The organism is Streptomyces sparsogenes subsp. cuspidosporus, from assembly GCF_039532705.1.
In the GTDB taxonomy this organism is placed as follows: Bacteria; Actinomycetota; Actinomycetes; order Streptomycetales; family Streptomycetaceae; genus Streptomyces; species Streptomyces sparsogenes.
The window spans coordinates 156807-166353 of sequence record NZ_BAAASD010000001.1 but is presented as its reverse complement, the minus strand read 5'-3'; the positions used below and the strand labels follow the sequence as shown (position 1 = coordinate 166353).

At 72.3% G+C, this 9547-nt stretch carries 6 protein-coding genes; all 6 read right to left on the bottom strand.

Translation table 11 applies throughout. From position 1 onward, the window contains the following. Positions 1–432 precede the first annotated feature (432 nt). The gene (locus ABFY07_RS00700; RefSeq protein WP_346172506.1) at positions 433–1128 is read right to left on the bottom strand and encodes an FkbM family methyltransferase; all 696 of its coding nucleotides are present in this window, start codon (positions 1126–1128) and stop codon (positions 433–435) included. Positions 1129–1408: 280 nt separating this feature from the next. Further along, on the bottom strand, positions 1409–2860 hold the full coding sequence (locus tag ABFY07_RS00695; protein ID WP_346172505.1) for a carboxylesterase/lipase family protein: 1452 nt from the start codon (positions 2858–2860) through the stop codon (positions 1409–1411). Then, positions 2857–3915, bottom strand: coding sequence for an alpha/beta fold hydrolase (locus tag ABFY07_RS00690; RefSeq protein ID WP_346172504.1), 1059 nt, complete (start codon positions 3913–3915; stop codon positions 2857–2859). The genes ABFY07_RS00695 and ABFY07_RS00690 overlap by 4 nt, the downstream gene beginning before the upstream one ends. Positions 3916–3955: 40 nt before the next feature. Further along, positions 3956–5245: an esterase/lipase family protein gene (locus ABFY07_RS00685; RefSeq protein ID WP_346172503.1), complete on the bottom strand. Its 1290-nt coding sequence runs from the start codon at positions 5243–5245 to the stop codon at positions 3956–3958. A gap of 129 nt (positions 5246–5374) precedes the next feature. Continuing rightward, the gene (locus ABFY07_RS00680) at positions 5375–8245 is read right to left on the bottom strand and encodes an FAD-binding and (Fe-S)-binding domain-containing protein (RefSeq protein ID WP_346172502.1); all 2871 of its coding nucleotides are present in this window, start codon (positions 8243–8245) and stop codon (positions 5375–5377) included. Positions 8246–8270: 25 nt separating this feature from the next. Continuing rightward, a complete protein-coding gene (locus ABFY07_RS00675; protein ID WP_346172501.1) occupies positions 8271–9440 on the bottom strand; it encodes an anhydro-N-acetylmuramic acid kinase in 1170 nt (389 codons plus the stop codon). Positions 9441–9547: the final 107 nt, after the last annotated feature.

The following is a 9547-nucleotide window of genomic DNA, read 5'->3' as shown; positions in this document are numbered from 1 at the left end:
GCGATATCCGTCCCAGAACAGCGTCGAGCCGACGGTGGCGTTCGGCACAGCCCGACGCCGCCGCGGAAATACTCGGAGTAACAGGGAAAAGTGGAACCCCGGAATCTAGAGAAGAAGTCCGGACGACCGGACGGGGTTCACCGGGCAACAGCCCAGGAAATCAAGGATTCGGCGAGGTTTCTGAATGCGCCGCTATTCGACGTCAGCAGAGAAGCGGTAGATACGCGCCCACTTCAGGGCGCAGCACTAATAAACACACGCCGGAGAGCCTATATGAGCGGTCACGAGAATGCAACAGAAATTCCTGCAACACGTTCTCGGAGATGTAGAACCATCAACCAACAACTGTCGTGCCCCCCGTATTCCGGTTCACTGATCAGCAGCATTTCCTGTGATACGGATTTCCCTGTCACGGGCCCCGGGCCCACCCGGCTACACCTCGCGCACCGCGTCCACTTCGTGAATGTCCGTACCGCGCAGGGACTCGTCCTGGCGGACGCGGGTGGTGAAGCCCTGGGCGTGGAGTTGCTTGCAGAACGCCTCCAGACCGCCGGGCGCCCCGTCGTCGACCTCGGCGACGATGCTGCCGATCCTGGGCCAGTCCCCCGGCTCGATGCCGGCCAGCACGTCCCGCTCCGCGCGTTCCACGTCGATCTTCAGCAGCGTCACCTCGGTCAGCCCGCTGCCGCGCAGCACCTCCGAGACGGTCGTCACCTCCACGTCGATCGTCTCCCCATTGGCATGGAGATCCCCCACGATCACCTCGGCGGACTCCTCGTCAATACCGCTGTTGCGCAGGAACGTGCGGCTGAGGCGGTCGTCGGCCTCCCGGTCGGCGTAGAGGCTGGAGTTCGCCGGGGCCCCGGGGTAATAGACCATGCTCGCCCGGCCGGGCGCGGCCCCCACCGCGACACGCAGGGCCCGGGCGCCGGGCACCTGGTCGGCGAGATTCCGCTCCAGGCAGTCGAAGAGCGCCGGAACCGGCTCCACGGCGGTGATCCTCGCGGCGGGCTGGGCGCCGGCGAAGGCCAGCGAGGCCAGACCGATGTTCGCCCCCACGTCCAGCACCGTGTCCCCGGGCCGCAGCCGCGCCGCCGCCTGCCGGTAGTAGCCGTCCGCCGCCGTCATCTCCCGCCACAGCAAACCGGCTTCGGCGGGACTGGTGCACCATACGCGACGGCCGTCGTGTAACCGGTAAGACCGCATGCTCAGACCTCCAGGGTCACAGAGAGCCGACCAACTTGCCCATGTCCACATTCAGCATGGCCACCTTAGTGCGGCACGGGGGTCCGTTGGCTGAATTACAGCCATGCGCAGTCATTTTGGCCGGTTGTCTGTAAAAACACCTACTATTCGAGGGGCGGAGGGTGTCGGTGGTGGCCCTGGAGCGATCGGTCCCCGGTGACGGCTAGCGCACGCCTTCCCAGAGTCGGCGTTCCGCTTCGCGCGGGTCGTCCCGCAGGGCGGGGTCGGCGGCGAAGACTCGGGTGGTGCGGGTGGCCGGGTCGTAGGGCGGCCAGCCGGGGTCGCCGGTTTTCGCGAAGGAGATCCACGCCTGGTGCATCGCGTCCGCGAGGGCCTGCGGCGGGTGGTCGCCGACCAGGGGGGTGTACCAGGAGTCCTGGAGGCGGTCGAAGACGAAGCCCAGTTCCAGGGTGTGGCAGGCGCCGAGACGGCCGCCGAACCGCGGGGAGCGCCAGGCGAATTCGTAGAGGTACGAGCCCGGAACGGACTCGGCCAGGCGGATGGCGGGAATCCGGTAGAACCAGTCCGTGGCCACCGCGGCCAGGAGCTCGCCCGGGGTGGCACCGGGGCGGGCGGCGCGGTAGAGGGGAAGTGCCCGGTCCGGGTCCAGACCGTAGGCGGCCGTCCCGGCGCGCAGCCGCGACTCGCCGACGGCTTCCAGGCGCTGCGTGGGCACCAGGAAGAAGCGGAATTCCTCTTGGTTGCTGCCGACCAGGAGGTCGACGCCGCAGTCGGGGCCGGGAAGCACCGGATCGGAGGCCACCGGTTCGAACGGCATCATGTTGAGCGCCGCCTCCCCCCACAGCGCGGGGTCCGGACGCGCGCCCGCCTCGGCGCGGAGTTCGGCCTGTGCGGTGAGGAGGTCGGTGAGGGGGATCGCGGCGAAGGAGCGGGGGGTCGGTTCGATGCCGAGCTTCGCGGCCAGCCGGGCGGCGATCAGGGCCGCCGAGGCGGGGCGCAGGAAGTGGTGGCAGGCGCCGCTCTGCAGGATCGCCCGGCGGAAGAGTCCGCGCGCCCGGCCGGTGGACAGCAGGAGGCCGATGCTCATCGCGCCCGCCGACTCGCCGAAGACGGTCACCTGGCCGGGATCGCCCCCGAAGGAGGCGATGTTGGCGCGGATCCACTTCAGGGCGGCCACCTGGTCCAGGAGGCCACGGTTGTCGGGGACACCGGGCAGGTGCAGGAAACCGTCCGCGCCCAGGCGGTAGTTGAGGGTGACGCAGACGACGCCGTCGCGGGCGAAGGTGCTGCCGTCGTACGCCGGCACCGAGCCCGCGCCGTTGGTGAAGGCTCCGCCGTGCAGCCACACCATCACCGGCAGACCCGCGCCCGGCTCGGGGGCGGGGGTCCAGATGTTCAGGTTCAGGCAGTCCTCACCCGGGACGACCTCGTCCGGGACGAGAGCATCGTAGGGCGGTGCGTAGGGGGCGTGGGGTGCGGTCGGGCCACAGGCCGTTGCGTCGCGGATTCCGGGCCATGGCTCGGGGGGAGCCGGTGCCCGGAAGCGGCGGGGGCCGAAGGGCGGCGCGGCGTAGGGAACGCCCAGGAAGGACGTCACGCCGGCCGCGCCGATACGGCCGCGGACGGCGCCCTGGGCGGTGACGCACACCGTCATGCCGAGAGGACCTCCAGGAGTGCCTCGATGAACTCCTCGGGGCGTTGCAGGTGCACCGCGTGCCCGGCGTGGTCCACGACGACCTCCCGCACCGTACCGCCCTCGGCCGCGTACCGGTTCAGTACGTGACGGGTCTGCGCCACCATCGGCTGGGCCGGGGTCCCGTCCCAGCCCGGCACCGCGCCGATCGCTCCCAGGTGTGCGAGGTCGAACATGGAGGTGTCCGAGACGATGACGTCGTCCTCACCCCGGATCCACAGCACGGGGGGCTTGGGGTGGACCAGATGGAGTTCGTCGAGGCGTGAGTGGAGCGGGGAGAGGGAGTTGAGGACTCCCCGGGTGCCGGGTGCGACGCCCGGCCAGGCGGGTGAGGCGACGATGTCGCCCGGGTAGTGGTCGTCACCGGTCCGCGTGGTGAGCATGGACTCGACGTACTCGTCCTCGCCCTCAGGGCGCCACGGCGGCTTGAGGTAGCAGTTCGCGAGGACGGCGCGGGGGGAGAGCGAGGAGTCCTCGCCGCGGTCCCCCTCGGCGATCCGGGCGACGAACTCCGGGTTGGCCGTGCCGCCGCCCGAACCGGCCCCGTCCGGGGAGTTGAGGGTTCCGTCCGGTCCGTGCGTCCCGCCGAACCCGTACGGGGAGACGGGGTTGACCAGGGTCAGGGAGCGCACCGCGGCCGGGTGGTCGCAGAGGTACCGCATGGCCACGCCTCCGCCCATGGACCAGCCCACCAGGTGTGCCCGGTCGATCCCGAGGGCCGCGAGCAGTGCGGCGAGGTCGTCGGCGTGGTCCCGCAGGCCGCGGGTGGCGTCGATGGGCAGCGGGTCGGTGCCTCCGAAGCCGCGGAGGTCCGGTGCGATGGGCCGGAAGCGGCCGGGCAGCAGGGGCAGGGTGGTGCGCCAGAAGGTGGCGTCGGAGATGTTGCCGTGGAGGAAGACGACCGGCTCCCCCTCGTCGCGGATCTCGGTGATCCGGACGGTGAGTCGCCCGGTGGGCACCCGGCGGGTGCGGAGGCCGCCCGTCGTGCTCGTGGTGCTCGTGGTGCTCGTGGTCATGCGCGGTCCTTTGGGGAGCTCTCAGCCATGGGGCGGCCCTCTACGAGAGCCAGGCGGACACCTGGGCGGCGACGGAGGTGTTCCAGCCCAGTTCGAGGTGGTTGGCGCCGACGACGGTGGCCGTGCCGCCGACCTTGGCGATGCCGGTGGTGTCGAGCGCGCTGTCGACGAAGACGACACCGTCGCTGGGCCCGCGGTTCTCGTTGAAGATGCCGACGACGTCGGGGGATCCACCGGCCAGCAGATAGGTGGTGACGGAGGCGGGCACTCCGGCGTTGTGCAGCGGCTTGATCAGCGAGCCGGCGTCGATGGCGGCCTGGATGCCGCTGCCCGCCGTGTACACGCCCTGGCCGCCGTAGTACGTCGTGTACCAGTCCTGCGCGGCGCCGTCGACTCCGTAGACCCCGTCCCAGCGGGCCAGCATCTGGCGCTGGCCGGGGTAGTCGTCGTACCCGCCGGAGGGGGTCATCGAGAACTCGGGGTGCGCGGTGTACAGCCCGTAGCAGGTCATGTGGGAGTGCGGGGAGGGAGCGTTGACCTTGCCCCCGCACTCGGGCCACACGGAGAAGTCATGCGCCCAGCCGTGGGCGTACGGGTAGTCGTAGCCGCCGTTCGGGCCGCCGAGGGTGATGAGCCTGCGCACGTCTCCGGCGTAGGCCCGTCCCCAGCTCGGTTTCACGGAGGACACATAGGCGCGGGCCGAGATCTCGCCCTTGCTCCAGCCGACCAGGTCGACCTGGCCGACACCCAGCCGGGCCTTGATGACGGCGATCGCGTCGCCGACGATCTGCGCCTGCATCAGGTTGTCGCCCTGCATGTGTGCGAAGCCGACGGCGAAGACGCGGTGGCCGCGTGCGGACAGGTACTGCATCAGTCCGGTGGACGGGCAGGACAGGGCGCCGCAGCCGTAGCCGCCTGCCTCGCCCGGATTGGCCCAGGCGCGGTCCGCGGTGTCGTTCGCCCCGTGGACGAGGAGAACGGGCGTGGTCCGGGTGCCCGTGTCCCAGCCGGGGGCCGAGTAGAGCAGGAAGCGGCCGGAGGACGGGCGCTTGACGCCGCCGAAGTACGCCACGCGCTGCCCGGCCTGATCACCGCGGCCGTCCGGCGGGTAGTCCTCGGCGCGGAATCCGGCGGTGGTGTCGAGATAACGCTCCACGCGCTCCCAGCCGTTCGTGACGGCACCCGTGCCGAAAGTCGCCTCCTGGGTGAGATAGGAGGGCAGCCCCGCGGCGGACGCGACACCACCCGCGGCAGGCACCCCGGCCACGGCCGCCAGCAGGAGAGCCAACAACAGCCGCCATCGGGCGGCCCGCCTGTTTCGATGCGGCATGTCCCCGCCACCCCTGTCCACACTGTCGCCGGATTCCTCACTGGGCGCACACCGTAGGCAAGGGGTGGCAAGCACGACATGTGTGCGAACCCCACAAGGAGGGCGGCCCGTATAGGGGACAGCGAGGGGTCAGGCGGTGGCCTCGTCGAGGAGTTCGAGTACGTGCCGGTAAGGGCGGCCCGTGGCGCGGGTCATGCCCAGTTCGCAGGTGCGGTTGCACGAGGCGTACGCGTCGTACGTCCGCGCGGTGATGTCCGCGGCCTGCGCGGCCGTGGCACTCGCGGTGATCTCCGGGTGGAGCAGGCCGCGATCGCCGGCGAACGCGCAGCAGCCCCAGTTGTCGGGGACGGTGACCTCGTCGCTCACGGCCGCGGCCACGGTGCGCAGTGCGTCGTCGATGCCCAGGTGCACCGTGGAGCAGGTGGGGTGCAGGGCGAGGGTGGCGAGACGGCGGGGCCGGGGCAGGGCGGGGAGCAGGTGGTCGGCGGTGAAGGCCACGCTGTCGACGAAGTCGAGCGCCGCGAGGCGGGTACGGTCGGGCTCCGGCAGGACATCGGCCAGTTGCCGCAGGCCGTGGGTGCAGGAGGAGGCGTCGCAGACCACCGGCAGTCGGCCCTGGTCGCTTGCCTCCCACAACGCGTTCAGGGTGCGGGCGGCCATGGTGCGGTGCCCGGTCGTGTAACCCTTGGACTGCCAGGGGGTGCCGCAGCACAGGCCGGCCAGTTCACCGGGCACGGTGACGGGGACGCCCGCCCGTTCGCACAGCCTGAGGAAGGCTGCCGCTGAACCAGTGGCGCCAGTGGGAGTCTCCTCGGGGGCGAAGACGCTGCCGATGCAGGCGGCGAAGAACACCGCGCGGGGCCCGGCCGGGCGCCGGGCGGAAGGGCGGGCGGGGCCGCCGCGGGGGATGTCGTCGGTCCAGAGCGGCACCAGCTCCCCCGCCCCCAGCCTGCGGACCGCGCCCGTGGCAGCGCGCAGGACGGGGACCGGGAGGGCGTCGGCGGTGTTCAGCGCGGCGCGCACGCCCTTGACGGTGGTCGCCCAGTGCCGTGCGGCGGCGTTCCCGGCCCGCTGCGCGAGGGGGCTGTGCCGTTGGGCGCGCAGGCGTTTCATGACCGCGCCGGTGTCGATGGCGACCGGGCAGGCGGTGAGGCAGAGGCTGTCGGCCGCGCAGCTGTCGACGGCGTCGTAGGTGTACGCGGCCTCGAGGGTGCGGCGGCGTCGCTCGTCTCCGGCGGCCGTGGCCAGGGCGATCTCGCGCTGGAGGGCGATGCGCTGGCGGGGGCTGGTGGTGGCGTCGGAGGTGGGGCAGACGGGTTCGCAGTAGCCGCACTCCACGCAGGCGTCGACGGCGGGGTCGATCTCGGGAACGCTCTTGAGGCTGCGCAGGTGTGTGGCGGGGTCGTCGTCCAGGAGCACGCCCGGGTTGAGCACGCCGTGCGGGTCGCACAGTGTCTTCAGCTCACGCATCACGTCGTACAGTTCGTCGCCGTACTGGCGGCGGACGAAGGGGGCCATGGCCCGTCCGGTGCCGTGCTCGGCCTTCAGAGTGCCCCCGGCGTCCAGGACGAGGTCGACCATGTCGTCGGTGAACCGGGCGTAGCGCTCGATCTCCGGCGTGGAGTCGAAGTCCTGGGTGAGCATGAAGTGGAGGTTGCCGTCGCGGGCGTGGCCGAAGATCACCGCGTCCTGGTATCCGTGCCGGTCGAACAGACCGGTCAGGCCCTCGCAGGTGCGGGTCAGCCGTTCCAGCGGTACGGCGATGTCCTCCAGGAGCGCGGTGGTGCCCGGGCGCCGTGCGCCCGCGACGGCGGTGTACAGGCCCTTGCGCAGGTGCCACAGCCGGGCCCGTACGCGCTGGTCGCGGACGAGGGAGGTACCGGTGACCGCGGGCAGGCCGTCCAGTACCGGCTGCGCGGCCGCCATCCGCTCCGCGAGGAGCTCGGCGCTGTCCTCGGCGAATTCGACCAGCAGGGCGGCGTGCCGCTCCACGCGCAGCCCGTCCAGTTCGGCCACCGGCCGCGGGGACTGCCGCGCCACCCTCAGGGACGCGGCGTCGAGGAGTTCGGCGGTGCGGGCACCCGCGGCCAGCAGCGCGGGGAGGGCGTCGGTGGCCTCGGCGAGCCCGGGCAGCACCAGCAGGCCGGTGGCGGTGTGCGGCAGGAGGGGCACGGTGCGGAACACGGCCTCCGCCACGAATCCGAGGGTTCCCTCGCTGCCGATCATGAGGTGGGCGAGGATGTCGGCGGGGTCGCTGTGGTCCAGGAACGAGTTGAGGCCGTAGCCCATGGTGTTCTTCATCGAGAACAGCCGCTCGATGGTGGCACGGGAGGCGGCGGAGCCACGGATCCGCTCGCGCAGCCGCAGGAGTCCCGCGTGGAGCGCGGGCTCGCGGGCGCGCAGCGCGGCGTCGGCGTCCGGGGTGGCGGTGTCGACCACCGTGCCGGAGGGAAGCACGAACTGCAGGGACTCCATGGTGCGGTAGGCGTTGTCGCGGGTTCCGCAGTTCATGCCGCTGGAGTTGTTGGCGATGAGGCCGCCGATGGTGCAGGCGGACTCGCTGGCCGGGTCGGGTCCGAGCCGTCGCCCGTACCGGGCGAGTCGCGCGTTGGCCTGGCGCACCGTCAGCCCCGGCCGCAGCCGGACGCGCAGGCCCTCGTCGAGGACTTCCGCGGTGCGCCAGTGGCTGCGGACGTCCACGAGGATGCCCTCGCCGCCCGCCTGTCCCGCCAGGCTGGTGCCGCCCGAGCGCAGGGTGAGCGGCAGTCCGGCGGCCTGGGCTCCGGCCATCAGGGCGCCGACCTCGGCCGCGGACGCCGCGCGTACGACGGCGCGCGGGGTGAACAGGTACGGCGAGGCGTCGTGTGCCGCCGCGAGTCTGCGGGGCACATCGGTGGTCACCCTGGCCGGGTCGCCGACGCACGCCGCCAGGAGCCTGGCCAGGCGGGTGTCGTCATCGGCGGCGGGTGGCTCGGCGGCACGTGCGGTGGAAGGGCTCATGGATCCTCGATGCCGGGGCGGGGTGTCAGTGCGTGATGGTCAGGAGGCGGGGCGGCTGTGCGGCGGGATCCGGCAGGCGCAGCGGCGCCAGGCCGGGGGTGATGCTGCCGAGCAGCGTGGCGCGGCGGGCGCCGGTGCCGGACGGGAGGGCTCCGGGCAGACCGTGGACGGTGAGAAAGCCGAGGACGGCGAAAGCCAGCGCCTCCTTGGCGACCGACGGCAGGCCCAGGGCGTCGCTGGGGCGCAGGGGCACACCGGGCAGCTCCTCGGCGAGCATGCGCATCAGCACCGGGTTGCGCAGGCCGCCACCGGAGACCACGAGCTGGGTGACGCCGTGGGCCCGGCAGGCGTCCGCCACGGTGACGGCGGTCAGCCGGGTCAGGGTGGCCAGCACGTCCTCGACGGCCGGTACGGGTGCGGCGGCGAGGGCACGGAGCAGGTACGGCAGGTGGAAGTGTTCCTTGCCGGTGCTCTTCGGGGCCGGCCTGCGGTAGTAGGCGTCGTCGAGGAGGACGCGGAGCAGTTCGGGGCTGGTCCGGCCGGCGGCGGCCCGGTGTCCGTCCTCGTCGAAGGCCACGGCGCCGTCCGTGAAGTGGTGTACGGCCGCGTCCAGCAGTGCGTTGGCGGGGCCGGTGTCGAAGGCCAGCGGCTCGGCGCCGGGCGCGAGGACCGTGACGTTGGCGATCCCGCCGAGATTGAGCGCGGCGGGGGTGCCGGGCAGGGCGGACAGCAGCAGGGCGTCGGTGATGGCGACCAGCGGCGCTCCCTGGCCGCCGGCGGCGACGTCCCGGCTGCGCAGGTCGGAGACGACCGGCAGACCGGTCGCCTCGGCGATCCAGGCGGGCTGACCGAGCTGGAGGGTGCCGCGGACCGTGCCGTCCTCGACCCAGTGGTGCAGGGTCTGTCCGTGGGAGACCACGAGGTCGGCGGTGCCGTCGCACAGTTCGCGCAGGGCTCGGACAGCGGCGCCGGCGAAGGCCTGGCCGATGCCGGTGTCCAGGGCGCAGACGGCCTGGGTGGTCGTGGCGGCCGGGGGCAGGGTGGCGGCGATCAGGTCGCGCAGCTCGGGCGGATAGGGGACGGAGAGGTGTCCGAGGTGCTTGAGGTGGAGGCTGTCGCCGTCCAGGGTGAGGTCCGCGGCGGCGGCCTCGATGGCGTCGAACGAGGTGCCCGACATCAGGCCGATCACCCGCACGGTGCCTCCTGCCAGGGGGTGCGCCGCGCGGGCGCGGTCGGCTGCGATGGGTGCATGGCTCCTCCGAACGGTTGTCGCTGAAACGGGGGGTGCGGGGCCGGAACGGC

What these genes read in the sequence shown, in the direction of transcription:
- ABFY07_RS00700 (WP_346172506.1), bottom strand. Translation starts at nt 1,128, where the DNA reads ATGACGGCGGCGGACGGCTACTACCGGCAGGCGGCGGCGCGGCTGCGG.
- ABFY07_RS00695 (WP_346172505.1), bottom strand. Translation starts at nt 2,860, where the DNA reads ATGACGGTGTGCGTCACCGCCCAGGGCGCCGTCCGCGGCCGTATCGGC.
- ABFY07_RS00690 (WP_346172504.1), bottom strand. Translation starts at nt 3,915, where the DNA reads ATGACCACGAGCACCACGAGCACCACGAGCACGACGGGCGGCCTCCGC.
- ABFY07_RS00685 (WP_346172503.1), bottom strand. Translation starts at nt 5,245, where the DNA reads ATGCCGCATCGAAACAGGCGGGCCGCCCGATGGCGGCTGTTGTTGGCT.
- ABFY07_RS00680 (WP_346172502.1), bottom strand. Translation starts at nt 8,245, where the DNA reads ATGAGCCCTTCCACCGCACGTGCCGCCGAGCCACCCGCCGCCGATGAC.